The organism is Flagellimonas flava (genome assembly GCF_050617915.1).
Classification (GTDB): Bacteria; Bacteroidota; Bacteroidia; order Flavobacteriales; family Flavobacteriaceae; genus Flagellimonas; species Flagellimonas flava_A.
The window spans coordinates 40,923-64,199 of record NZ_JBODQE010000010.1 but is presented as its reverse complement, the minus strand read 5'-3'; the positions used below and the strand labels follow the sequence as shown (position 1 = coordinate 64,199).

Below are 23,277 nucleotides of genomic sequence, written 5' to 3'. Positions count from 1 at the left end.
TTTGTAACAATATGGGATTTTCAATTCGAGATGCTCGGCAAGAAGATATGGTGCAAGTCTTGGAACTGATCCAAGAGTTGGCATTGTTTGAAAAAGAACCTGAAGCCGTTGAGGTTACCGTGGAACAATTGGTAAGGGATGGATTTGGAGACAAAAAAATGTTCCATTGCTTTGTGGCGGAGAAAGCGGACAAAGTTGTAGGGATTGCTCTTATATACCCTCGATATTCAACATGGAAGGGACCCATAGTGCATTTGGAGGATTTAATTGTGTCCAAAGAAATGCGCGGAAGTGGTCTGGGGACTGCTCTTTTGGACGAGGTGGTGAAATACGGACACCGTTTGGGCGTCAAAAGAATATCTTGGGAAGTGTTGGATTGGAACGACCCTGCCATCGCATTTTATGAGAACAAGGGTGCCGACGTTAAAAGGGACTGGGATGTGGTTCATCTGAATGAAAATGGCATCAAAACATATGTAGAAAAACTGGAAGAATCTTCCATATAACCATAGCTAAGTAATTAATGAGAGTATTCAAGTTTGGAGGGGCATCGGTCAAAGACGCCGAGGCGGTGAAAAATGTCGTCAAAGTTCTAAAAGAAGTTGGCCATGAAGACACCTTGGTCGTGATTTCTGCCATGGGAAAAACCACCAATGCCATGGAAAAGGTAGTGGCCGCCTATTTTAACAGTAAGGGTCAATTATCTTCTAGTATACAAGAGGTTTGGGAATATCATGAAACCATCCTTTCAGAGCTGTTCGAAAATAAAAATCATCCAGTTTATGGGAAGGTAAAAACGCTTTTTGAGGAAGTGAAAGGCTTTCTTGCCTGGAACAAGTCCCCCAAAAATGCCTTTGTTTATGACCAGGTGGTGGGCTATGGTGAATTGGTCTCTACCACTATTATTAGTGAATACCTAAATGAAGTTGGATTGCCCAATATTTGGCAAGACGTGCGCAACTTAATCAAGACGGATAATAGCTATAGGGACGCCAAGGTTAACTGGGAACGGACCCAAGAGCAGGTATCCAAACTGGACACTTCCAAACTCTATATTACCCAAGGTTTTTTGGGAAGCGATGATAATAATTTTACCACTACCCTTGGAAGGGAGGGTTCGGATTATACGGGAGCTATTTTGGCCTATTGCCTCAATGCGGATTCCGTGACCATTTGGAAGGATGTGCCTGGAGTGCTGAATGCCGACCCTCGGAATTTTGATGAAACCCAATTGCTGGACAAAATCTCGTACCGCGAAGCTATAGAATTGGCATTTTATGGAGCTTCCGTAATCCACCCCAAAACCCTTCAGCCTTTACAACGCAAAGAGATTCCTTTGCACGTTAAATCCTTTGTTAACCCAACAAACGATGGAACCACCGTGGGCAAAGGGGTAGGGATATCTCCCAAGGTGCCTTGTTTTATTGTGAAGAAGAACCAGGTACTGATCAAACTTTCTTCACTGGACTTCTCCTTTATTGTGGAGAACAATATCAGCGAAATATTCAAGTTGCTCCACGACCATCGGATGAAAGTGGATCTAATCCAAAATTCCGCGATTAGTTTTTCAGTTTGTTTGGACAACAAGTTCAATGGGCTACAACCCATGTTGGATGAGTTGAAAAGAAAGTTTAAAGTGGTTTGTCACGAAGATGTTTCCCTTTATACGATCCGCCATTTTGATGATAACGCGGTGAAATCCCTGGAAAATGGACGATCCGTTTTGGTGGAACAACGTGGAAAAGAGACAGTTCAGCTCGTTGTAAAATAATGTTTCCCAAATGATGAGGTAAGGCCGTGCCAATATTGGTATTTTTCTATCTTTATGCTTACCTAATATTTAGCTTATGGGGCTGGTTTCTGCGAAAGAGGTTGCAAAGGTCATCAATCTGGACAAATATGGCTTTTTAGGAACCTTTATAGGATGGTTGCTGATGGTGGCCACCAAGATTACCAGCATAAATAGATTTTACAACAAGAACAAATCGTTGCAGGGAACGGAGTTTTTGGATGCTATTTTAGAGCATTACGAAATTGACTTTGAGATTCCTGAAGAAGACCTAAAGCGACTACCCAAAACTGGACCTTATATTACCATAAGCAATCACCCGTTGGGTGGAATTGATGGGGTATTGCTGTTAAAACTAATGTTGCAGCAACGGGCGGATTTCCGCATCATTGCCAACTTTCTTTTGCACCGCATAGAGCCTTTAAAGCCCTTCATCATGCCCGTCAATCCTTTTGAAAACCACAAGGATGCCAAGAGCAGCATTATGGGGTTCAAAAATGCACTTTTGCATTTGCAGGCCGGTCATCCTTTGGGGATTTTTCCTGCTGGGGAAGTGTCCACTTATAAGGATGGAAAACTGGTTGTGGACAAACCCTGGGAAGAGGCGGCACTCAAACTGATTCGCAAAGCTGAGGTGCCTGTGGTTCCCATTTATTTCCATGCGCGGAACAGTCGGCTTTTTTACAAGCTGTCCAAAATGAACGATGTATTCCGCACGGCTAAATTGCCTTCGGAATTGACCTCGCAAAGTAGGCGTCCCATTAAGGTTCGGATTGGTCAACCCATCTCTGTAAAAACACAAAACGAAGAACCAACTTTGCAATCATTTGCAGAATTGCTTAGGAAAAAGACCTATTTGTTGGCCAATGTTTTTGAAAAGGAACGGCTTATAGACAAGGTGCCCACAACACTGAAGATTCCCAAACCTCCCAAGAAAATTGCAACCCAGGTTGGCGCTCAAGTACTACAGGGAGAGATAGAAAAATTGCGTGAGAAGGATTGCCGTTTATTGCAAAGCAAAAACTACGAGGTGTATTTGGCCCAGGAGAAGGACATGCCATTTATTCTGAATGAAATAGGAAGGCAACGTGAAATTACGTTTAGGGAAGTAGGAGAGGGGACCAATAATGCCATAGATCTTGACGGCTTTGATTCGTACTACCATCATTTGTTTCTTTGGGACGATCAGGATAAATGCATTGTTGGGGCCTACCGAATGGGATTGGGTACGGAAATCTTCAAGAAGTATGGGATCGATGGATTTTACCTTCAGGATTTATTCCGATTTGAGCCAGAGCTTTATGGCATGATGGAGCAATCCATCGAAATGGGAAGAGCTTATATTGTAAAGGAGTATCAGCAAAAACCCATGCCCTTGTTCTTGCTATGGAAGGGAATTGTGCATACCACCTTGAGACATCCGGAACACAAATATTTGATTGGGGGAGTTAGTATTAGCAATCAATTCTCCAACTTTTCCAAATCCCTGATGATTGAGTTTATGAAGTCCAACTATTGGGATCCCTATGTGGCCCAATACGTTAGGCCCAAAAAGGAGTTTAAGGTTCAGTTGAAGGATGCGGACAAGGAGTTTGTGTTTGATGAAACCCAGGCGGACCTCAATAAGTTTGACAAATTGATCAGTGAGGTGGAACCTGGAAGTCTTAGGTTGCCTGTGTTGATCAAGAAGTATATCAAACAAAATGCAAAGGTGGTGGCGTTTAATGTGGATCCCTTGTTCAACAACTCGGTGGACGGACTCATGTATATTCGAATTGCGGATTTACCGGAAAGCACCGTGAAACCTGTAATGGAGGAGTTCCAGGCCGAATTGGAAAGGAAACTGGGCAATGGTTAAGCTAAATTTCCTTCTTTTCATTGTACTTCTATTGGGGTCTTTGAGTGGTGCGGCCCAAGAAATTTCCGGCCTGGTGTTGGATTCCAAGACCAAGGAACCCATCACAGGAGCCTCCGTGTATTATGATGGCAGTGCTGTTGGCACCATTACCGACATTGAAGGGAAGTTTCAGATTCCTGCCCTTTCTGGTAGCAATGCGGTGTTAGTGATCAGACATTTGGGCTATAAAACCAAAAAGTTGGTTCGGCCACAAGCAACCGCACTTCTTCGTATCGTCTTGACCGAGGAGGCTGAAAGCTTGGATGAAATTATTGTGACCGCTGACCCTTTTTCCAGAAAGCAGAAATTACAGGTTTTTCGACTTGAATTTTTGGGCGATACCAAAGGGGGCAAGAATAGCAGCATTGTCAACGAAGAGGATATCCGTCTATTTTTTAACACCTACAACAACACCTTAACGGCCTACAGTGATCGGCCATTAATTGTTCAAAACGACTATTTGGGCTATCGAATATCCTTTGAAATTGAACAGTTCAAAATTTATTTTAAGAGCACCAGTCTTAAGCGCATCGATAATATCTTCCATACGGTCTATGAGGGGTCTGCCCAATTTTTTGATGTGGCCTCCAATAACTACAGGGTGCTAAGACGAAGGAAAAATGCTTATGAGGGCTCCAGAATGCACTTTATGCGTTCCTGTTGGAAAGGTAATCTTCTTCATCAGAATTTTGAGCTACGGAAAAAGTTCAAGAACATTCCAACAACTGAAATGTTTGTGGTCAAAAATGATTCTCTGGAAGATTTTAGGAACATCCAGTTTTTAGGGGAGCAGTTTGTGATTTATCACAAGAAAAAAGGATACTATCGCTCTACTTTAAATATCGAGAATCCGGAAACTGTGTTTTCCTTGGATCGGTATGGAGGTTGCTCCCCCTTTAAGGAATTGGTTTTTGGAGGATACATGGCAGATTCCAGAATTGGGGATATGCTACCCATTGACTATGGCCTTTAAAAACAGAAAATGGCAGAAGGACAAGCCCCAACCGCCATTTAAACAAACTAGATTTATCTGAGTCTAGTTTAGTAATTCTTCCTTCACAAAATTGGTGCAGAACTCCTTTATTTCGTTCCTGGCCTTTAGGAAAGCGGCATGTTTAACCTCTGGTGTCCCCTCTACCTTGGAGGGGTCAAAAAAGTTGTGGTGGATGCGCTCTGCATTTGGAGCAGGGATAAAGGGGCAATTTTCCTTTGCGTGATCGCACACGGTAATGATATAGTCCCAGGCAATTCCCTCATATTCGTCCACATGATTTGAAGTATGATGGGTAATATCAATGTCATCTTCCTTCATAATGGACACTGCCCCAGGATTAAGTCCATGGGTTTCGATTCCTGCACTGTATACATTTGCCAGGGAATCTTGAAAATAGTTTAGGTAACCATGTGCCATTTGACTTCGGCACGAATTTCCGGTACAAAGGACCAATACGTTTTTCATTTTCTTTGATTTGTCCCCTCGAGCGCAGTCGAGAGGTGGACAGTTTGCGTTTGTTCTACCAATGCCATTTCGACTGCGCTCAATGTGACATTGGCATTGATTAATCTATTCCTATGGTTTTACTTCTTTTCTCGAACAAGAGGTTGTCTTTCCAGATGCCATCTATTTTGCCTACGCGTTCCCTTTTTCCTATAAATCGAAACCCCACTTTTTTATGCAAGTTGATACTGGCTTCGTTTTCTGGGAAAATTCCCGATTGGATGGTCCAATAACCCGCTGCTTCGCTTGCCGTTATGAGACTTTCCATTAATAATTGGCCCACGCCCGTTCCCCTGCTTTTTGCACTTACATACACACTGACTTCTCCAACCCCGCCATAAACGCATCTGCTGGATACGGGTGACAGTGCCGCCCAGCCCTGGATTTTACCATCGACCTCCGCAACCAATCGGCATTGTTCCACATGAGCATTATCCCAAGCCTCATAGCTTGGGATTTGTTGCTCAAATGTGGCAAAACCGGTAGCTATTCCCTCCAAATATATTTGGGAAACTTGCTCCCAGTCCGATGGTTTCATTTCGCGTATGTTCATGGAATCTGTGGGTTAACAGCAACCACTTTCAGGATCACACCCGGCAGAGGCTTCCAGCACGGCATTATTCCCTTTTACCTCAACCCCGCATGTTTCTTTGGCCTTGCAATCTGTTTTTTCAACAGAGAGCTTCAAAGTTAATGTCTTTTGATCTAGTGTATAATCCTCCACAAAAAGTTGGGCGGTGTGAAAAGTTTCGTTGCTGTATTCAATCTTGACTTCGGCATCTTGAACCATAGGTTTGATGCGGTCTACCTTGTTAAGGATGGATAAGGCTTTGTAGACAGACATAAAGTCCCTTTTGTCTTTTTCCTTTGGGCTTTCCCATAATTGAACAATGGTCTCCTTCCAGAATTCAGTACCTGCTCCGCAATCCACGGAGTCTATGGTAATGTTCTTTACCTCGGTGATATGGTAATTGGCTCCAACCAATTTTCCAGGGGTATATTCAAACAACAAGCTTTTGTCTTGATGCTGTTTTAATAATGAAATAAATTCTGATGTATTCATATCTGACAACAGTTTTGGTTAATATTTGAAAAAAACGCATTGAAAGACTGTTGCAGTTCCTCCCAGCGTTCCTGATTAATGCAATAGCAAAGGTTTTTCCCCTCAAAAGTTCCTTTTAGGAGTCCAATTTTCTTGATTTCGTTGAGGTGTTGGGAGATAGTGGGTTGTGCAAGCCCAATTACATCCACTAAATCATTGCAGATGCAATTTTCTTGTTGGCTGATGTATTCCAAAATGGCAATTCGGGCCGGATGTGCCAACACTTTGGCTGCCCGGGCCAGTTCGTTTTGCGAAACTGAAAATATGTGTGTTTTGGAAACTCCCATATATATAATGAAACGACAATTATAATATTATATTGCAATATTACGATAAAACCTTTAAATAAAAAAGCTAAGAAACATTTTCCTAGCTTTTTGATAACCTTTTTATAATCCTTTGAACCAGTTCTGGAACAAATCTCCAACAAGAAATATGGGCTTTTGAGATCCATTTATGGCATTTATCAAACTAACAATCCAAAGCACAAAGCAGAAAAGTCCAACCAAAATACCGAGAAGGGGGATGACGGATAAAATTCCAATTAAGAAAATTCCCAGGGTCTGTCTAATATAGAATGAACCCAGTTCCGATTTATTGCTGCTGTTCATGATAATGGCAATAATCCATCCCAAGAAGGTAATGTGGGCAAGAATGGCTACGGTCTTTCCGCTTTCCGGATTGTTCGCATCAAAGGCCTCTTTGACATCTTCCTTGAATTCTTGAGCGGCTTCCTTTACATCCTCTGCAGCTTCTTTGGCTGCTTCCTTTGCGTTGTCAAAAGCTTCTTCAGCTTTATCTCCCAAATCTTTGTTTTCTTCAGACATTGTTTTAATGTGTTGGTTAATTGTGTTTTAAATGTAACAAATAAATCAATATCTATAGAAAAGCTTTATCAACAGGCTCCCAGAGTTCCAATTTGTTGCCCTCAGGATCCAGAATCCATCCAAATTTACCATAGTCGTACTCTTCCACCTCTCCTACAATGGTTACCCCTTCTTCTTTCAAGACCGCCAGCAATTTCACTAGATTTTCTACCCTAAAATTCATCATAAACTGCTTTTCACTGGGTTGAAAATAGGTGGTGTCTTCTTTGAATGGACCCCATTGGGTGGAGCAGTCCTTGCCCTCTTTGTCCTTCCACCAAAAAGTGCACCCATATTGGTCGGTGTTCAATCCTAAATGGGTTTTGTACCATTCCTTTATTTGGTTGGGATCCTTGGTCTTAAAGAAAAAGCCCCCAATTCCTGTAACTCTGTTTTTCATATTACCTTTTTACGTTTTTTTCATACAATTGAATCCAAGCTTCCGGACTCATTTTTTGACATAATTCCTTAATCAAATCATAGGGAATGGTATCCATCTTTTTGAATCGGATACAGCTCTTGCCCATGTCCAGTTTGGTCTTCACATATTTTGGATATTCCCCCACAAACCAATCCAACAATGCTTTATCGGCATAAATCCCGGAATGATAGAGCGCAACAAAGTGTTTTTGCGATGCGATATTGATAAAGGGCAATGGCAATTTTGGGTCGCAATGGTATCCACCAGGATATAGCGAATGTGGAACCACATAGCCAATCATTTTATAGCTTATGCACTCCTCAAATCCCTTAGGGAGGTTGTCCCTTACAGTTTCCCTTAATTTGGATACTGCCGCTTTTCGTTCTTCTGGGAGTTTACTGATGTATTCATCAGGGGTTTTGGCATCTATTGTCATAATTTCAATTAACAATTAACAATTAACAATTGACAAAGGTTAAGGTTATCTAAAACTTGGAATGCAAACCTATTTTTGTTGCAAGATCAGCGCGGAGATCAGCGAAATGATAAATCCAATTACAAAAACGGTCATGGCCATGAGTCCAAAAGAAAATATGGGATTTGAAAACATTTCCTTTTGCGATTCGATTGCTGCAAGCTGTGCTTCAAATTCATCAGGCGGGAGTGAATCCCTCATACTTTTGACTGTGGCTTCGTAGTATTCTTCCATAAATTCAGGTTCCAACACTTCGGTGAACAAAACGTCCAATAAGCCAAAGGCCACGGCCGTGATCAAACTGATCAGCACACCTACGGTCAAGGCCTTTTTAAAATTCAGCTTTCCGTGGTTCTCCTTATCCCTAAAATGCTTGATCCCAAAATAGACAAAGCCCAGGGAAATGACCATGGAAGCATATCCAATTACTTCCTGTGTGGAAAAGGACAAATCACGAAATCCGTACCAACTTATCAAGAAGAGCAGACAAATGGTTAGTGCTCCATAAAATCCATAGCGGAATACTGTTTTTTTCATAGATGTTGCTTTAATTGGTTGAGCTAAAAGTAGGTTAGGAGGCCAATAAGGTGCTCATACTAAAGTACCAAAAAGCTGATAATTGAATAAAAATTCAACTAGGCGGCCAAAATCTTTAGATTCTTGGCATTTTGAATGGCCTGTGTTCTCCGTTTGGCATCGAGTTTTACCAAGAGGTTGGAGACATGCGTTTTGATAGTACTTTCGGAAACGAAAAGTTGGTCGGCAATTTCCTTGTTGGACAGCCCTTTGGAAATGCAAACCAATACCTCGTACTCTCTTTTGCTTATCCCCAATTTTTCTATCTTCTCGGAATCAATTGGGTTGGCGGTCTGCCTTTCTTGGTTCAAGGTCCTTTTGTTAATGTAAATTCCGATAATAAAAAAAACCACGGCCACAACGGCGATGCCAATTTCTATAGAGAGGTTACCGGAAACGTAAGAATACTTGCCAAGCTGAAATAATACGAGCAAGGCAACAATTAATGCGGAAAAAACAAAGATGGTTTTCTTCACCCACTAAAATTAACAAAATCTGTCTTTGACTTTGTCAACAATGGTCTGTGCCAGCTTTATTTTACTTTCCACGGTCCAACCGGCAACATGTGGAGTCAAGAGTACATTTTTGGCCTTTCGGAGATATTTAAGGGCTTTGGGCTTTTGGGCGAACATGTTCTCGAAGGATTTTTTTTCGTACTCCAAAACGTCCAATCCCGCACCCAGTACTTTTCCAGATTTTAAGCCTTCCACCAAGTCCTTCGTAACCACGCATTTTCCCCGGGCCGTATTGATCAGCCAAAAGGGATTGTGGAAACCTTCAATAAATTCAGAATTGACCATGCCTAAGGTAAGCTCGGTCTGGGGAACGTGCAGGCTTACTACATCTGATTTTTGTTGAAACTCCATAATGCCGACTTGTCTCGCATTTTCATCACCAACTCCCCCAATTATGTCGTAGCAAATAACCTCTACGTCAAAACCCTTTAGCTTTCTGGCAAAGGCCTTCCCCATATTTCCGTATCCTATGATTCCTACGGTCTTGCCTTCCAATTCTACACCTCGGTTGCCCTCACGGTCCCATTTACCTTTCTTCACCTGCCTATTGGCCTTGTTCATCTTGTTCATCAGGGATAGGAGCATTCCAAGTGCGTGTTCGCCAACGGCATTACGGTTACCTTCTGGGGCAGAGGCTAGGAAAACACCCTTTTGTTTGGCGTAAGCGGTATCAATATTTTCCAGTCCGGCACCCACACGACCAATGAACTTTAGGTTGGTTGCCTTGTCCAAAAACTGTTGGTCTATGGTGAACCTGCTGCGGATAACGATACCATCGTATAAATGGATTTTCTTTTCAACTTGTTCCTTGGTGGATTGGTAATCCTCGTCATTTTCAAAACCCAATTCTGAAAATTGCTCTAATAACAAGGGATGGTTGGTATCAAGGTGAAGAACTTTCATCAGTCAATTATGGTTTCCTAAATTTTTGGATAAACAGTTTGGGTTTTTTCGTGTTGCACACTGCCCGTATGTGCGGTACTCAATTTTTCAAAAAGGAGTACTTGCACTTCTTCACCATCCTTGGTTTTGGGATTGTGCTCCACTCCTTTGGGGACCACAATAATCTCCCCTTCCTGCACAATCTCGGTTCGATCCCTGAACTGCATGTATAAAGTACCCTTTATTACTTGGAACAATTCATCTTCATGTTCATGGGCATGCCAAACAAACTCGCCCTGCAATTTGGCGAGGAGTACCTGCATGTCGTCCACCACCGCAATTTGATGGGGGTGCCACTGCTTGGTAAACTCTGCATGTTTTTCTCTAAGGTTAATGGGTTTCATAGATGTTGGCCTAGATTCCAAGAATTAGTTTGGCTATCCAAAAGTAAATAAGGATGCCAAAGATATCGTTGCTTGTGGTTATAAATGGGCCAGTGGCAATGGCTGGATCAATTCCGCGCTGATCTAAAAACAGCGGCGTAAAAGTACCGATGAATCCAGCAACCATGATGACCGCTATTAATGATACGGAGATGGCCAAGGCTGTTGTGAAATCACCTTGCCAGATCCACGTAAAGATCAAAAGCAATGCCGCCAGAATAAGTCCATTCAAAAGAGCCAAGAGCATTTCTTTGACCAGTCTGTTACTAATGCTTCCCTTGAGGTCGTTATTGGCAAGACCTTGAACGATAATTGCGCTGGACTGCACCCCAACATTTCCGGCCATAGCCGCAATAAGCGGTGTGAAAAAGAAGAGAATGGCATGTTTGGCCAACATTTCCTCAAAACCACCCATGATTCCCGCAGCACCCAGTCCACCAAGCAATCCGAGAATCAACCATGGTAAGCGAGCACGGGTAAGTTCCCAAATGCTGTCATCGGCCTCCACATCCTGCGATATACCCGCAGCCAATTGATAATCTTTGTCCGCTTCTTCCTTGATCACATCCACAATATCATCAATGGTAATACGCCCTACCAATCTTCCAATCTCATCCACCACTGGAATGGCTTCCAAATCGTATTTGGACATGATCTTGGCAACTTCTTCAGATTTCTCATTGACGGTCACATAATCCACTTTGGGGATATACACATCTTTGATGTGGGTTTTGGTAGAGGTGGTCAACAGGTCCTTCAATGAAAGTCGACCCTTCAATTTTTGCTCCTCATCCACCACATAAATGGAATGTACCCGTGTTACATTTTCAGCTTGTGCCCTCATTTCTTTTACACAGGTGAGTACGTTCCAATTTTCATTGACTTTGACCAATTCCTTGGCCATAAGACCCCCTGCTGAATCCTCATCATAACGAAGCAGGTCAACAATGTCTGCAGCATGCTCCTTGTCCTCAATTTCCGAAATTACATCCTGGATGATTTCCCTAGGGAGTTCTCCAACAATATCTGCGGCATCATCGGTGTCCAATTCCTCCAATTCCTCCGCAATTTCCTTGATGGATAGATTGTTAAGGACCGATTCCCGAATGTCCTCATCCATCTCGGCCAGAATATCCGAGGTCTTTTCACTATCCAGAAGTTTGATCAGATAGGTAGCCTCCCCCACTTTAAGCTCCTCTGCTATCTCGGCAATATCTGCATAGTGGAATTCCTGCATCATCAACCTGAGCTCGGAGTTTTTCTTGTCCCCAATCAGTTGTTGAATTTCTGCAATTAGCTCGTCTGTGAGTTTAAACGGGGTCATTGGAAATCTTCTGTGTTAACCCAATAAAATCAGCTACACTAAGCTGCTCAGGGCGCTGGTCAAATATAGTGCCTTCTTTTAGATTATCAGAGAGGTTAAAGGATTTAAGGCTATTGCGAATGGTCTTTCGCCGTTGGTTGAATGCGGTCTTGACCACTTTAAAAAACAGATGCTCGTCACAGGGGAGATTTAGATTCTCCCTACGGGTCAATCGCAGTACTCCCGAATGTACCTTAGGAGGGGGGTCAAACACCTGAGGAGGAACACTAAACAGATATTCTGCCTCATAAAAAGCCTGCACCAAAACAGAAAGGATGCCATAGGTTTTACTACCAGGTTTTTCGCAAATACGTTGGGCAACCTCTTTTTGGAACATTCCTGAGAACTCAGGTATCTGTTGGCGCATTTCCAACATTTTAAAAACGATTTGGCTGGAAATATTGTAAGGGAAATTGCCGGTAATGGCAAACTGCTCGTTCCCATACAACTGTTTTAGGTCGAATTTGAGGAAGTCAGCCTCCAAGATATTGAGCCGATTATTTTTCTGAAACACTTCCGGGTGCTCCAACCTAAAACTGTGGTTTAGATAAACGATGGATTCCTCATCAAGATCCATGGCCACCAACTCCAAATCACGTTGCAGCAAATACTTTGTAAGCACTCCCATTCCAGGACCTATTTCCAGGACATTGGAGTATGCATCAAGAGAGAGGGTTTGGGCAATTTTTTCTGCTATGCTTTCATCGGTTAAAAAGTGCTGCCCCAAATGTTTTTTGGCCTTTACCGCACCTTCATTGTGTCCATTCCTACGCTGCTTTGGCTTGCCATTGCCAAGTTTCTTTCTATTTTTTTTGGACACGGGACGTTTTTTTGCAAGTTAGTTTGAATTTTTGACATACAGCCAGGCTTCAATGCCAGATTCCAACACCACTTTTTCACGTATGTAAGCACTGGTTTCGTAGACGTCGGACTTGGCCAAATCCAATGAGGTTACCTCATATACCATACCTTGAACGGTGTCTTTTGGATTTCCACTTCGTATTACAAGGGGATAGCGACCATAGACCGCATTTTCCATTTTTTTAAACCCTGGTAAAAAATCGGAATTACCTGTTAGGATGCGACCAAATATATACTGTTGCACCTGCAAGTCCTGCAGTGTTCCGTAGGTGAAAAGGTATTCCAAGGGTTACGGAATTTGTTGACTGATGATTTCCAATTCTGTTCTAAAGGCAACAAACTTGTTTGGAAATAGTTTTTGCCCATCGGACCTAAGGCGTTCTGCATCTTCCTTATAGTAAGCCTCCAATGTTTTGCGATCTTTTGTGGTGTATTGCACGGAATAAGTGACACCGCCCATTTCTTCTTCCACCAATACCTTGGCCATCTTGGCATGGGAAAACTTTCCAGTGGCCAACATATCCGGAACGTGTTTATCGCGCATCCAGGTCAACCATTCATCATGCACGGTTTCATCTATATTGATGGTTACGTTGTAAATCAGCATAGTCCAACTTTTGATTGGCTCAAAAGTAGGGAAGAATCAATTAATGGCATCGCCCCGCAAACGCCTAAATTGCTTTCTGGCCTTGGGAAAGTAATAACTGTCCTGATGGTTATAAATAATTTTCTCGTATTGTGCCATGGCCTTTTCAGGTTCGTCCAGTACAGTTCTATATAGCTCCCCTAGGGCAAAGAGCGCATCGTCCGCCAAAATATCGTGGGCATAGAATTCAGCTATTTTCTGGTAATTGAACTCTGCATCCTTATATCTTTTTTGGCCCTCCAAAAGCTGTCCCTGCTTTAACAATGCCTCATCCTCGATTTTTTCACCTTTGTGGTTCTGTAAAATATCTTCCAAGGCTTCAATGGCCTGGATATTCTTATTTTGATAAGCCAGCAGATCGGCCCTGGCAAATTTTTTAAGCGCTGTTTGGGTCGAATCTTCCAAGGAATTATCGGATATCAACAAACTCAATTGCATGGCGTCATTGGCAATTAGCTGCGAGGTGGAACCCCTTAACACTTTAAGTTGGGTAAGCGCCCAATCAAAATCCCCTTTGTAAAAACTGGTCTGTGCTACCTTAAAGCGCGCATCTTGACCCAACACATCATTTTTTAATCGCTTTTGTACCTGGGTAAAGTAAATCAAGGCCTGGTTAAATTGTTGATTGTACACCAAAATATCACCTAGGGCCATTTTCACGTAGGCTGTACCCCTGTTGCTCAAAGGAAGCTCCAAGCTCTCTTTTAGCATGCCAATGGCTGGGGCTGGCCGCTCCCTTTTGAAGGTTAGGAAATTGGCGTAGGCAATTTGAAGCTGCAAGGTCTGGCTTTGGTTTCCATACTCCAGCACCAAGGCTTCAAACTTTTTTTCCACAGCATTCAAGGTGCTTTTGTCAGGCGTCTCCAAATCAATATCAATCAGGTGCAATTGCGCATTGAGTTTGGAAACAGGATTGCCGCTATGGTCCACGATGTATTCAAAAATCTTGCTGGCATTGGAAAAATCCTTGTCTTCCAGCGCAATCTGGCCTAGGTTTTCCAACCGATCTAAAGAAACTTCATCCGTACGCTTATAAATGGCCTTTTCTTGACTGAATGCACTACTGTACTGTTTTTGTTGTATGAAAAGCCAGCTTAGCAATTCGTTCCATAAGATATCTGGATTCTTCTGGGCATTTTTTAAGAGTACCTTTCTAAGGAGCACATTGTTCTCGTTGGATGGATCTTCCGAAATAAAATCGTCAATATTCCTTAAAATATTGGAGCGCGAAGTACGGCCTTCCTTGATAAGATTGAGGTAGCTCTGGTACATTTTTTCCACCTGTCCCTGTTCCCCATAAATCCTAGCCAATTGAAAATCATAGTTTAATTCGGGCTTAAGTATCATGGCCTTTTGATAGGCCTGGATGGCTTCGTCAAGCAGAGCATACTTTTGAAAACGGTACCCTACACTATACCCAAAATTGGGGTTTTCCTCTATTTTCTGGATGGCCCTTTGATAATACTCGGCGGCCTTATCGGATTGGTTTTGCAGGGTGTAGTTATATCCCAATTCTATGAAGAAAGTGGGAAAGGCATAAGCATCCTCAACTTTTTTCAGTAAAAACTGCTCCGCATCACCATAGCGTTCCAATTGTTGATAGCAAGCAACTAAACCTTCGGAATAGTCCGTGCGTCTTGGATTTTTTTTCACCAATTTTTCATAAAACACCAAGGCCTTGTCGTAATCCCCATCATTGAAATATTGCTTGGCCAAAAAGTCCTCTTGGCCATAGGAGGAATTGCTAATGGTAAGACACGCTATAAGAAATAAAAAGTATCGCAATAGCTCGTTTTATTTCAAATATAACGTAGAAAAACCCCAATTCCTGTTAAGTGAATCTAAATTAGGAGCAACAAATCTTAATTGATCATATCAAATCCGCAGTAGGGAACCAATACTTCGGGGACTTTAATACCGTCCTTGGTTTGGTAATTTTCCAAAATGCCAGCCAAAACTCTAGGCAAGGCCAGGGAGCTTCCATTTAAGGTATGGGCCAATTGCTTTTTCCCATTTTCATCCTTAAAACGAAGTTTTAATCGGTTGGCCTGGAAGGTCTCAAAATTGGACACGGAGCTTATTTCCAACCAACGATCCTGTGCCGTGGAGAAGACTTCAAAATCAAAGGTTAGGGCAGAGGTAAAGCCCAAATCCCCACCACAAAGACGAAGAATTCTATAGGGAAGTTTTAACTCAACAAGAATCTCTTTAACATGTTCCACCATTTCATCCAGCGCCTGGTAAGAGGCATCTGGGCGTTCAATACGAACCACTTCTACCTTGTCAAATTGATGCAATCGGTTAAGCCCCCTAACATGGGCGCCATAACTTCCGGCTTCTCTTCTAAAACAGGGAGTATAGCCCGTGTACTTGATCGGTAATTCCGAAGCGGTAAGCATGTCGTCCCTATGTAGATTGGTTATTGGAACTTCAGCTGTTGGAATCAGATATAGATCATCAGCTTGAACATGGTACATCTGACCCTCTTTATCCGGTAATTGACCTGTGCCGTAACCAGAAGCTTCATTGATCATGTGCGGTACTTGCAACTCCGTATAACCTGCTGCCGTATTCTTATCCAAAAAATAGGAGATCAATGCACGTTGAAGTCGTGCTCCTTTGCCCTTATATACGGGAAACCCAGCTCCCGTAATCTTTACGCCGGATTCAAAATCGATGATGTCATACTTTTTGGCCAACTCCCAATGCGGTAAAGCACCTTCCATCAGCTCTGGGATATCTCCTTGACGAAAAACTTCCTCGTTGTCCTCATCTGTGTTACCTGCGGGAACAGATTCGTGGGGTATATTGGGAATCAGATACAACTGCTCCTGTAATGCTTCTGCAGTAGCATTGAGTTCTTCACCCAGCTGTTTTGAGGCTTCTTTTAAACCTGCAGTCTGCTCTTTTAAGGTGTTCGCCTCTGCTGCTTTTCCTGATTTAAAAAGTATGCCAATTTCTTTGGAAAGCTTGTTGGATTCGGCCAATGTTGCGTCCAATTCGGTTTGAATGGAACGTCGTTTTTCATCTAAATCAAGCACAGCGGAAAGGATTGGCTCAATATCCAAGTTCCTCTTTTTTAGTGCGGTGATGATCCCTTCCTTGTTCTCCCTAATGGTCTGTAATTGAAGCATGGCCTTGTTTTGAGCCGCAAATTTAATTCAATCTAGGCAAGATGCACAACTATTCTTCAGCTTGTGAGGGCAAAATCCATTCATTATGGCCAAAATGTTTCCACGGCACGCTGGCCAGGTCCACTTCGGGATCAATAAATTCATGAAATTTTCCCTGATTGACTTTTACCTTGTTTTCCACAAAGACCTGAATGTCCTCTCCCTTTTTGGCATATTCCTTTTTAAGGTATTGCGCAAACTGCCAAGTAAAATCTGGATAGCAAGATACTTTGCGGCGTTGCTTTTTGGTAAGATGATCGCCCAATTTTATGACCTCCATTTTGCCAGTTTCCTTGTTTACCGCTTTGACCCGAATAGATCCGGCACGGCTGCGCAACATCATCCGCCAACTCAAGCGATGTCCTTCCTCTGTCCAAAGCACATCATCTTGAAACGTATGGTGGCGTAAGGGAAGCAATAATTGTGTGATGAAATAGATGCTTAATACGGATACGATCAAATTCCTGTTTTCGGGAATGGCCGGGGTATTATCGGTTTTTGCACTTTTTCGTTTTAGGAAAATGTTCCTAATGGTTTCTGGAGGGAAAAAGAACACGATAAATGCCAAGGAGAGGTATGGAAAAATCCCAATTTGGAATACTATGCTGTTGAAGATATGGAAGAAGATGGAAAACGCAAAGGCCACTTTACGGGTGGGTTTCCAAAGCAAGGCGGGAACCACCAACAGATCATAAAAAATCCCGAAAAATGCTACAATTTTGTGCACCCATTTTTGCTGAAGGAAATCCCCAATAATGTAATAATCAGATTTGGATTTCATTAAAATCTCAATAATGCTGAAATCCAACCAGTCTCCGTAGAGTTTGGCTACCGAGGCATATGTGTAGACAATGAAAAGCTGCAGAATTATGGCCCAACGTATCCAGTTGTGCATGGTAGTGGAACGGATACTGGGATTTTGTTTGGCGTCCATGGAAAAATCACGGTTGGCGGGAAAAAATGCCATGATATAGGACAGCAACATCAACAAATAATAATGGTTGTTGTAGGATGTTTTTTGCATGAGGTAGACCCCGGTCCATAGAATGGCAAATGCAAAGGCACTGAATCTATACCGATAGCCCAAAGTGATCAATACCCCAAGGGTGCCCATAATGGCAAAGTAGATATACATTCCACTTCCGGGAAGGGGTTGTAACCATTCAAACCCGATGAAACTGAATGTAAATTTGGGCTCCACCAAGGTTCGCCGTACCCAACCGGTAGCAATGGCGCCATAACATTCCGCGCTGACCAGTAAGCCATAGAATACCCTGAAAACTGTAAGCTGGGCATTATCTATTTTTTTAAAAAGAAACTGGTTCACTTTAGCTCGAGATTAAGTCTAATGAAGTCTGTCTGTCCTTTTTGAGCTGCTCTTGAAGCTCCTGTACGGAATCAAACTTGTGTTCATCCCGAATTCGATGAAGCAGGTCCACTTGGATTTTTTTGTCATAGAGATTCCCATCAAATTCAAAGAAGTTGATTTCGATACTCTTTTTATTGCCTGAAACTGTGGGATTGTAACCAATGTTCATCATTCCAAAATAATCCTTGTCATCCCAACGGCTCTTTACCACATATACCCCATTTTTGGGAATCTGTTTGTATTTCTCAGCAATGTCCAAATTGGCCGTAGGAAAGCCAAATTGTTTACCAAGACCCTTACCCTTTTTTACCGTCCCCGTAAGCATATACGGATAGTTAAGGTAGTTGTTGGCCGTAACGATATCACCCTCCTGGAGCGCATTTCTAATCTTGGTGGAACTTACGGAAACATCGTTGATCTCTTGGGCTGGAATTTCTTCCACTTCAAAATCGAGCGCATTTCCAATGGAAATAAGGTCCTGGATATTGGCATTTCTGTTGCGTCCAAAACGGTGGTCGTACCCAATGATGATCTTTTTGGTTTTAATGCTGTTCACCAAGATGTCCCGCACAAACTCGGTCGCTGAAAGTCTGGAAAACTCTTTGGTAAAGGGATGGACAATGAGGTAATCCAGTCCCATGGCCTCCAAAATCTTGGTTTTCTCCTCCAAGGTATTCAACAGTTTAATGTCCGTATCTTTTTGAAGTACCATCCGTGGATGCGGGAAAAAAGTAAGTACTACGGATTTTAGTCCCGCATTTTTGGCATTATTTATGAGGCGTTCCAGTATCTTGCCGTGCCCAATGTGCACCCCATCAAAGGTTCCAATGGTTACCGCGGTATTGAATGATGTATCTGTAAACTGAGAAATGCCTTGGATTGTTTCCACCTAAACAAGAAATAAAAAAGGCTTATTTTTGAAATTGACCGACGCCCCTTTAGTATGAAAGCTAAATTACATCTTGTTTTATCAATTACCATATTTTTTATCTCATTTTCGATCTACGGTCAACGTTCTTATTGGAAATCGATACCGGTAAAGAGCTCTTTCAAAAGTGCATCCCTGAAAAACAACATGGACAAGGCCAATGCAGTCTATACTTTGGACAAGGGGCAAATATTGGATGATTTGCTTCCTGCGTCCAAAACCAGTAGGGACAAGCGTACGGTATATCTTCCAAACGGTCATGGCGAAATCATCGGATTTGAATTGAAAGAGACCTCGGTACTTCATCCAGACCTGGCCAAGAAATATCCAGGTATTAAGTCATTTACGGGGGTAAGTCAAAATGGGCAGTACAAGGTGAAGTTGAGCAATTCCCATAAAGGGATGGACGGGATGCTGGTAAACCTGAAGAACCAACAGACAACCTTCATAGAACAAGTATCCAATGAAGCGGATACCTACGTGGTATATGAAAAAGGAGCGGAATCTTCCGAAAAAGGCAGCTTTGTTTGTAAAACGGGAGACATTCAAAAGTTGGTTGCCAAAACAATCACTCCTTTGGTGGATGACCAATTGTTGCGCAAATATCGGATTGCGGTTTCCGCCTCGGGGGAATATACCCAGCACCATGGCGGCACGGTTGCAGATGCCCTTGCGGCCATAAATACAACTTTGACCAGGGTCAATGAAGTTTTTGAAACCGATTTGGGAGTGACCCTCGAGTTGATTCCCAATAATGACCTGATAATTTTTACAAATTCCGGTACGGATCCCTATAATGGGAATCTTAATTCTGAGGTACAGAACACTTTGACGTCAACCATAGGAGAGGAAAATTATGATGTTGGACATTTGTTTCATAAGGTAAGTCAAGGCCAGGATAATGGTAACGCAGGGTTTATTGGGTCTGTTTGTTCAGATAATAGAAAGGGGAGCGCATTTTCCGCTGCTTTCAATCCGCAGGGAGATGTTTTTGATTTGGATTTTGTATCGCATGAACTTGGACATCAATTTGGTGCCAACCACACCTGGTCTTTTGAAAGTGAAGGAACAGGAGTACAAGCTGAACCAGCCAGCGGGACTACCATAATGGGCTATGCGGGGATAGTCGGTGGCAATAATGTAGCTCCCAATGGCAGTGATTATTTTCATTTCTATAGCATTCAGCAGATATCCACATATTTGCAGTCCGTTGCCTGTGCAGAGGAAACAGGACTTACCAACAATCCACCGGTACTAACCCCAGTGGGGGATTACGTAATTCCCAAAGGGACTGCATTTGTCTTGGAGGGAATCGCAACGGATAGTGACGTTGGAGACGTACTTACCTATACCTGGGAACAGATTGATAATGGGGTGGTGACCACCGCGACTTTTGGGCCGGATAATCCAAGTGGGGCCAACTTTAGGTCCTTGCCGCCAACTACTGATCCCGCCAGGTATTTTCCTAAGCTATCCAGTGTAATCCAAGGTGAGCTTACCCAAACCGAACCGCAAATTAATGAGGCTTGGGAAACTGTTTCCAATGTGGCCAGAAATTTTGAATTTGCACTTACAGTTCGGGATAATGCTGCTGGAGGGGGTCAAGTTGTTTCTGATTTGCTCAACGTGGAGGTGGTGAGTTCTGCCGGACCTTTTACGGTCACTTCCCAAGGCACCAATGAAGTATACGAAGCGGGTTCTACCCAACAAGTTACTTGGGATGTATCCAATACCAATATTCTACCTGTTAATGCCCAAACCGTTGACATTATGCTTTCTTTGGATGGAGGCGTGACATTTCCCATAACCTTGGCGGATGATACCTTAAATGATGGTGAGGAGGAAATTTTAATTCCCGGGGATGCCACCACAACGGCGAGAATCATGATCAAAGCAAGTGATAATGTGTTCTTTGCGGTAAACGCTTCGGATTTTACCATACAAGAATCCCAAGTGGTTTTGAGCTTTCAGGATTTGGTTTATGAGGTTTGCCAACCCGATGATTTGATCATCCCGTTCACCTACCAAACCTTTGGTGGTTTTGGTGAAACATCCACCTTTTCTGCCAATCTACCAGTAGGTCTTACAGGTGTTTTCGCCCCAACCCAGGCAAGCGCAGATGATACTTCCGTACAACTGACTATTTCCAATACAAATGGGGTGGCTGCTGGGGAATATAATATTACCGTTACCTCTAATGCGGCTTCAGTAACCAAAAATGTGCCCTTGACTCTGATTGTAAAGGATAATGGCTTTTCAAATGTTGTCCTTCAATCTCCTTCGGACTCAGAGGGTAATGTTTCCATTCGCACCCAATTGAACTGGGAAGACAATGTACTCAATTCCAATTACGATGTGGAGGTGGCTACGGATGTAGGATTTACCAATATTGTGGAATCAGCTACAATACCTTTTAATTTCTATCAAACCACAAGCTTGGCCGCTCAAACGGAATATTTTTGGCGTGTAAGACCCAACAATGCGTGTGGAGCGGGAACGTTTGGAACACCTTTTAGTTTTACAACCATACAGGTGGATTGCAAAACTTTGGAACCCGCTGGCTTACCCTTGGAAATATCGCCTGTAGGAACATCCGCTGTGAGCAGCACGGTAAACATATTTGAAGATCTTTCCATTTCAGATGTCAATGTAAGTTTGGAATTGAATCATACCTACCTGGAGGATTTGATCATTAATTTGACTTCTCCCTCGGGGACAAAGGTTACCTTGATTTCCAATACCTGTGGGGATGCCAATAATATCAATGCCACTTTTGATGATGATGGGTCAACAATAGTTTGTGCGATCAATCCCGCCATATCGGGAACTGTAAAGCCTTTGGGAGCGTTAAGTTCATTTATTGGTGAATCTGCTCTTGGGGAATGGACTTTGGAGATTTTGGATACGGCAACAGGTGATGGAGGTTCCCTGATCGGGTTTACGTTGGAGGTTTGTGCCGAAGGAGCATTTAGACCTGATGAGGACGAGGATGGGGTGTTTGATGACGGTGATGACCTCTGCTTAGGTACACCGAAAGGAATCGAAGTGGATACAAACGGTTGCCCGATCAACCGCTTCCCTACAGATAATTTTACGGTGGAAGTTCAGAGTGAGAGTTGCAGAAACAACAACGATGGAACAATCAGCATAACAGCGGTTGACAATTCAATAACATATACGGCAGTTTTGGATGGAGGCGGGACAACCTCCAATATGGACTTTACCAATTCCCATTCCTTTGGGAACCTGGAAGCTGGAACTTATTCGCTATGTGTTACCGGAACCAATGGTACGGTGACGTTTAGAGAGATTTGTTTCAATCTGGAACTGATCCAACCGGAACTGCTTTCGGTTTTTGCGGAGGTGGAAGGTCAAGCCTTGGCGCTTTCCATGTCAGGGGGTAGTTTATATACTATCGAACTCAACGGTTTGGTTACCCAGACATTGGATAATGAAATTCAATTGAACCTGAAGGAAGGAAGGAACACGCTAAAGGTTTCGACAGGTTTGGATTGCCAAGGAATTTATGAGGAGTCCTTTTTTGTATCTTCCAAACCCATATTGTATCCCAATGCGGTGAACCATACGGCCAAAGTATTTTTAAGTGGATATAACGGCTTGGTCAAGGTTCAGGTGTTTGCTTCCAATGGCCAATTGGTACTGACCAAGGATGAAACGTTGAACGGAAACGATTTGGAGCTTGGAGTTTCTCTGTTGCCCAAGGGAACTTATTACATGAGGATTGAAACCTTGGATACCAAGCAAGTATTTAAAATGATTAAGGAATGAAGCGGTTTTTAGCAATTTTAGGCATTTTTGTTTTGTTGTATTCCTGCAGCAAAAGTGATGATACACCCCCTGCACCGGAAGGAGCCAATTTGATTTTTCCCAATGAAAATTCGGAATGCACCACTGGGGTAAGCATAAACAATGCACTGAGTCAGGTTACTTTTGAGTGGAGCGCTTCTGCCAATACCGATACGTATACCTTGAGTGTGGTTAACCTGGATACCAATATTCCACAGACCATTTCCACCGCTGCAACTTCGGCCAGTTTATCCATAGAAAAGGGAACCCCTTTTTCATGGACCGTGACTTCAAGAAACTCCAATACGGATCAAACAGCAACAAGTGACACCTGGTTGTTTTACAATGCAGGTTCCCAAACCAACTACGCTCCTTTTCCGGCTCAAGTGGTGAACCCCGTTTCGGGATCTACGGTTCAGAAAAGTTTGTCCAATGAGGTTACCTTGGAGTGGTCCGGTTCTGATGTGGAAGATGACATTGAGTCGTTTGAAGTCTTTTTCTCCGATCAAAACCCTCCTGCAACTTCCTTGGGAACCTTGGATGCTACAACCAACACTATTGATGTGGGAGTTTTGTCAGATACTGTTTATTATTGGAGGATTACCACAACGGATGCCCAGGGCAATACTTCAGACTCCGGGATTTTCGATTTTAGGGTATTCTAAG

25 protein-coding genes are annotated in these 23,277 nt (G+C 42.9%); 6 read left to right on the top strand and 19 right to left on the bottom strand.

The genetic code is table 11. From position 1 onward, the window contains the following. The first annotated feature begins 11 nt into the window (after positions 1-11). The 4 genes from ACRHOZ_RS18625 (at position 12) to ACRHOZ_RS18610 (ending at position 4,659) form a co-directional block, all read left to right on the top strand. Positions 12-506, top strand: coding sequence for a GNAT family N-acetyltransferase (locus ACRHOZ_RS18625; protein WP_420401795.1), 495 nt, complete (start codon positions 12-14; stop codon positions 504-506). A 17-nt stretch (positions 507-523) separates the two neighbouring features. After that, a complete protein-coding gene (locus ACRHOZ_RS18620; protein ID WP_431128965.1) occupies positions 524-1,771 on the top strand; it encodes an aspartate kinase in 1,248 nt (415 codons plus the stop codon). Between the two features lie 76 nt (positions 1,772-1,847). Further along, entirely contained in the window at positions 1,848-3,647 is a 1,800-nt protein-coding gene (locus ACRHOZ_RS18615) for a GNAT family N-acyltransferase (protein WP_431128962.1), read from the top strand. Beyond that, positions 3,640-4,659 carry a carboxypeptidase-like regulatory domain-containing protein gene (locus ACRHOZ_RS18610; RefSeq protein ID WP_431128959.1) on the top strand — a complete coding sequence of 340 codons (1,020 nt, stop codon included), beginning with the start codon at positions 3,640-3,642 and terminating at the stop codon, positions 4,657-4,659. Before ACRHOZ_RS18615 ends, ACRHOZ_RS18610 begins: the two co-directional genes overlap by 8 nt. Positions 4,660-4,722: 63 nt before the next feature. On the opposite strand, the gene ACRHOZ_RS18605 is transcribed toward ACRHOZ_RS18610, so the two are convergent. From ACRHOZ_RS18605 to ACRHOZ_RS18515, 19 genes are all read right to left on the bottom strand, one after another. Next, the gene (locus ACRHOZ_RS18605) at positions 4,723-5,145 is read right to left on the bottom strand and encodes an arsenate reductase ArsC (protein WP_431128956.1); all 423 of its coding nucleotides are present in this window, start codon (positions 5,143-5,145) and stop codon (positions 4,723-4,725) included. A 100-nt stretch (positions 5,146-5,245) separates the two neighbouring features. Next, complete coding sequence (locus ACRHOZ_RS18600) at positions 5,246-5,737, bottom strand: GNAT family N-acetyltransferase (RefSeq protein ID WP_431128953.1); 492 nt, start codon at positions 5,735-5,737, stop codon at positions 5,246-5,248. Between the two features lie 12 nt (positions 5,738-5,749). Then, a complete protein-coding gene (locus ACRHOZ_RS18595) occupies positions 5,750-6,247 on the bottom strand; it encodes a DUF6428 family protein (protein ID WP_431128950.1) in 498 nt (165 codons plus the stop codon). After that, entirely contained in the window at positions 6,244-6,573 is a 330-nt protein-coding gene (locus ACRHOZ_RS18590) for an ArsR/SmtB family transcription factor (RefSeq protein ID WP_431128947.1), read from the bottom strand. The genes ACRHOZ_RS18595 and ACRHOZ_RS18590 overlap by 4 nt, the downstream gene beginning before the upstream one ends. A gap of 102 nt (positions 6,574-6,675) precedes the next feature. Further along, positions 6,676-7,113: a DUF4870 domain-containing protein gene (locus ACRHOZ_RS18585; protein ID WP_431128944.1), complete on the bottom strand. Its 438-nt coding sequence runs from the start codon at positions 7,111-7,113 to the stop codon at positions 6,676-6,678. Positions 7,114-7,165: 52 nt separating this feature from the next. Next, complete coding sequence (locus tag ACRHOZ_RS18580) at positions 7,166-7,552, bottom strand: VOC family protein (protein ID WP_431128942.1); 387 nt, start codon at positions 7,550-7,552, stop codon at positions 7,166-7,168. Between the two features lies 1 nt (position 7,553). Beyond that, positions 7,554-8,009 carry a DUF1801 domain-containing protein gene (locus ACRHOZ_RS18575; RefSeq protein ID WP_431128939.1) on the bottom strand — a complete coding sequence of 152 codons (456 nt, stop codon included), beginning with the start codon at positions 8,007-8,009 and terminating at the stop codon, positions 7,554-7,556. 69 nt (positions 8,010-8,078) lie between these two features. Beyond that, positions 8,079-8,585, bottom strand: coding sequence for a DUF4199 domain-containing protein (locus ACRHOZ_RS18570; RefSeq protein WP_431128936.1), 507 nt, complete (start codon positions 8,583-8,585; stop codon positions 8,079-8,081). A gap of 98 nt (positions 8,586-8,683) precedes the next feature. Next, entirely contained in the window at positions 8,684-9,100 is a 417-nt protein-coding gene (locus ACRHOZ_RS18565) for a response regulator transcription factor (protein ID WP_431128933.1), read from the bottom strand. Between the two features lie 9 nt (positions 9,101-9,109). Beyond that, a complete protein-coding gene (locus ACRHOZ_RS18560; RefSeq protein WP_431128930.1) occupies positions 9,110-10,042 on the bottom strand; it encodes a 2-hydroxyacid dehydrogenase in 933 nt (310 codons plus the stop codon). A 17-nt stretch (positions 10,043-10,059) separates the two neighbouring features. Beyond that, entirely contained in the window at positions 10,060-10,425 is a 366-nt protein-coding gene (locus ACRHOZ_RS18555; RefSeq protein ID WP_420401809.1) for a cupin domain-containing protein, read from the bottom strand. Between the two features lie 10 nt (positions 10,426-10,435). Beyond that, a complete protein-coding gene (mgtE, locus tag ACRHOZ_RS18550; RefSeq protein ID WP_431128926.1) occupies positions 10,436-11,788 on the bottom strand; it encodes a magnesium transporter in 1,353 nt (450 codons plus the stop codon). Beyond that, on the bottom strand, positions 11,775-12,647 hold the full coding sequence (rsmA, locus tag ACRHOZ_RS18545; protein WP_431128923.1) for a 16S rRNA (adenine(1518)-N(6)/adenine(1519)-N(6))-dimethyltransferase RsmA: 873 nt from the start codon (positions 12,645-12,647) through the stop codon (positions 11,775-11,777). Before rsmA ends, mgtE begins: the two co-directional genes overlap by 14 nt. 18 nt (positions 12,648-12,665) lie before the next feature. After that, positions 12,666-12,974 (bottom strand): gamma-glutamylcyclotransferase family protein, encoded by a 309-nt coding sequence (locus tag ACRHOZ_RS18540; protein ID WP_431128920.1) that lies wholly within the window; start codon positions 12,972-12,974, stop codon positions 12,666-12,668. Positions 12,975-12,977: 3 nt separating this feature from the next. Beyond that, complete coding sequence (locus ACRHOZ_RS18535; RefSeq protein ID WP_420401813.1) at positions 12,978-13,295, bottom strand: DUF4286 family protein; 318 nt, start codon at positions 13,293-13,295, stop codon at positions 12,978-12,980. Between the two features lie 36 nt (positions 13,296-13,331). Next, positions 13,332-15,119: a tetratricopeptide repeat protein gene (locus ACRHOZ_RS18530; protein WP_431128917.1), complete on the bottom strand. Its 1,788-nt coding sequence runs from the start codon at positions 15,117-15,119 to the stop codon at positions 13,332-13,334. Positions 15,120-15,196: 77 nt separating this feature from the next. Then, positions 15,197-16,468: a serine--tRNA ligase gene (serS, locus tag ACRHOZ_RS18525; RefSeq protein WP_431128914.1), complete on the bottom strand. Its 1,272-nt coding sequence runs from the start codon at positions 16,466-16,468 to the stop codon at positions 15,197-15,199. A gap of 49 nt (positions 16,469-16,517) precedes the next feature. After that, the gene (locus ACRHOZ_RS18520; RefSeq protein WP_431128911.1) at positions 16,518-17,834 is read right to left on the bottom strand and encodes an HTTM domain-containing protein; all 1,317 of its coding nucleotides are present in this window, start codon (positions 17,832-17,834) and stop codon (positions 16,518-16,520) included. A gap of 1 nt (position 17,835) precedes the next feature. Beyond that, complete coding sequence (locus ACRHOZ_RS18515) at positions 17,836-18,765, bottom strand: bifunctional riboflavin kinase/FAD synthetase (protein WP_431128908.1); 930 nt, start codon at positions 18,763-18,765, stop codon at positions 17,836-17,838. A gap of 186 nt (positions 18,766-18,951) precedes the next feature. Between ACRHOZ_RS18515 and ACRHOZ_RS18510 the strand changes: the two genes are divergently transcribed. Further along, the gene (locus ACRHOZ_RS18510) at positions 18,952-22,593 is read left to right on the top strand and encodes a reprolysin-like metallopeptidase (RefSeq protein WP_431128905.1); all 3,642 of its coding nucleotides are present in this window, start codon (positions 18,952-18,954) and stop codon (positions 22,591-22,593) included. Continuing rightward, positions 22,590-23,276, top strand: a complete 687-nt coding sequence (locus ACRHOZ_RS18505) for a hypothetical protein (RefSeq protein ID WP_431128902.1) — start codon at positions 22,590-22,592, stop codon at positions 23,274-23,276. Before ACRHOZ_RS18510 ends, ACRHOZ_RS18505 begins: the two co-directional genes overlap by 4 nt. Position 23,277: the final 1 nt, after the last annotated feature.

What these genes read in the sequence shown, in the direction of transcription:
- ACRHOZ_RS18625 (WP_420401795.1), top strand. Translation starts at nt 12, where the DNA reads ATGGGATTTTCAATTCGAGATGCTCGGCAAGAAGATATGGTGCAAGTC.
- ACRHOZ_RS18620 (WP_431128965.1), top strand. Translation starts at nt 524, where the DNA reads ATGAGAGTATTCAAGTTTGGAGGGGCATCGGTCAAAGACGCCGAGGCG.
- ACRHOZ_RS18615 (WP_431128962.1), top strand. Translation starts at nt 1,848, where the DNA reads ATGGGGCTGGTTTCTGCGAAAGAGGTTGCAAAGGTCATCAATCTGGAC.
- ACRHOZ_RS18610 (WP_431128959.1), top strand. Translation starts at nt 3,640, where the DNA reads ATGGTTAAGCTAAATTTCCTTCTTTTCATTGTACTTCTATTGGGGTCT.
- ACRHOZ_RS18605 (WP_431128956.1), bottom strand. Translation starts at nt 5,145, where the DNA reads ATGAAAAACGTATTGGTCCTTTGTACCGGAAATTCGTGCCGAAGTCAA.
- ACRHOZ_RS18600 (WP_431128953.1), bottom strand. Translation starts at nt 5,737, where the DNA reads ATGAACATACGCGAAATGAAACCATCGGACTGGGAGCAAGTTTCCCAA.
- ACRHOZ_RS18595 (WP_431128950.1), bottom strand. Translation starts at nt 6,247, where the DNA reads ATGAATACATCAGAATTTATTTCATTATTAAAACAGCATCAAGACAAA.
- ACRHOZ_RS18590 (WP_431128947.1), bottom strand. Translation starts at nt 6,573, where the DNA reads ATGGGAGTTTCCAAAACACACATATTTTCAGTTTCGCAAAACGAACTG.
- ACRHOZ_RS18585 (WP_431128944.1), bottom strand. Translation starts at nt 7,113, where the DNA reads ATGTCTGAAGAAAACAAAGATTTGGGAGATAAAGCTGAAGAAGCTTTT.
- ACRHOZ_RS18580 (WP_431128942.1), bottom strand. Translation starts at nt 7,552, where the DNA reads ATGAAAAACAGAGTTACAGGAATTGGGGGCTTTTTCTTTAAGACCAAG.
- ACRHOZ_RS18575 (WP_431128939.1), bottom strand. Translation starts at nt 8,009, where the DNA reads ATGACAATAGATGCCAAAACCCCTGATGAATACATCAGTAAACTCCCA.
- ACRHOZ_RS18570 (WP_431128936.1), bottom strand. Translation starts at nt 8,585, where the DNA reads ATGAAAAAAACAGTATTCCGCTATGGATTTTATGGAGCACTAACCATT.
- ACRHOZ_RS18560 (WP_431128930.1), bottom strand. Translation starts at nt 10,042, where the DNA reads ATGAAAGTTCTTCACCTTGATACCAACCATCCCTTGTTATTAGAGCAA.
- ACRHOZ_RS18555 (WP_420401809.1), bottom strand. Translation starts at nt 10,425, where the DNA reads ATGAAACCCATTAACCTTAGAGAAAAACATGCAGAGTTTACCAAGCAG.
- mgtE (WP_431128926.1), bottom strand. Translation starts at nt 11,788, where the DNA reads ATGACCCCGTTTAAACTCACAGACGAGCTAATTGCAGAAATTCAACAA.
- ACRHOZ_RS18535 (WP_420401813.1), bottom strand. Translation starts at nt 13,295, where the DNA reads ATGCTGATTTACAACGTAACCATCAATATAGATGAAACCGTGCATGAT.
- serS (WP_431128914.1), bottom strand. Translation starts at nt 16,468, where the DNA reads ATGCTTCAATTACAGACCATTAGGGAGAACAAGGAAGGGATCATCACC.
- ACRHOZ_RS18510 (WP_431128905.1), top strand. Translation starts at nt 18,952, where the DNA reads ATGGACAAGGCCAATGCAGTCTATACTTTGGACAAGGGGCAAATATTG.
- ACRHOZ_RS18505 (WP_431128902.1), top strand. Translation starts at nt 22,590, where the DNA reads ATGAAGCGGTTTTTAGCAATTTTAGGCATTTTTGTTTTGTTGTATTCC.